Annotated in this window: 1 protein-coding gene; it reads right to left on the bottom strand. The window is 70.2% G+C overall.

Features of this window, described 5'->3' with window-relative positions:
• The coding region (locus tag LXN57_RS47770) for a CAP domain-containing protein (RefSeq protein ID WP_251804974.1) at positions 1-463 on the bottom strand (463 nt) is incomplete at its 3' end.
• Positions 464-577: the final 114 nt, after the last annotated feature.

Raw genomic sequence — 577 nt, 5'->3', positions numbered from 1 at the left:
AGTACGGCAGGCCGTTGGACGCGTAGGCGACGCCGACGCCGACCGCGATCGCCCGGCAGTTGAGGATGTTGGCGCGGTGGCCCGGGCTGGCCATCCACGCGTTGACGACGGCGGCGGCGGTGCTGTAGCCGTACGCGACGTTCTCGCTCAGCGGGCGGTTGTAGCCGGCGGCCTTCGAGCGGGTGATGAACGTCGACCGGTTGGCGCCGGTGTGGCTCATCTTCTTGGTGCGGGCCTGGTAGGCGCTGTGACCGGCGGCGGCGCGGGTAAGGGCGGGGCTGACGACGACGGCCCTGCAACCGTGGGCGGCGCGCTGCTTGTTGGTCAGCACCGTGATGTCGCTGCGCAGCTTGGCGGCGCCGGTGACGGCGGCCTGGGCGGACGAGGCGAACGCGACCACGACGAGCAGGGTGGCGGGGATCATCGCGATCAGTGCCAGACGCTTGGTGATCGAGGAACGCATCGACTGCCTTTCGGTAAGCGGCCCCGGCTGCTACCGGGGCTCTCACCGTTTCTGTTCGGCGCCGGCGCCGAAGAGTTGGTAGCCACGCCGATGCCCTTCGGGTGCCAGTCGGTT

Origin of the sequence: Paractinoplanes hotanensis, from assembly GCF_023717965.1 — a bacterium.
Taxonomy (GTDB): domain Bacteria; phylum Actinomycetota; class Actinomycetes; order Mycobacteriales; family Micromonosporaceae; genus Actinoplanes; species Actinoplanes polyasparticus.
Note: the sequence above shows the minus strand (reverse complement) of the source record. Positions and strands in the feature narration are given on the sequence as shown.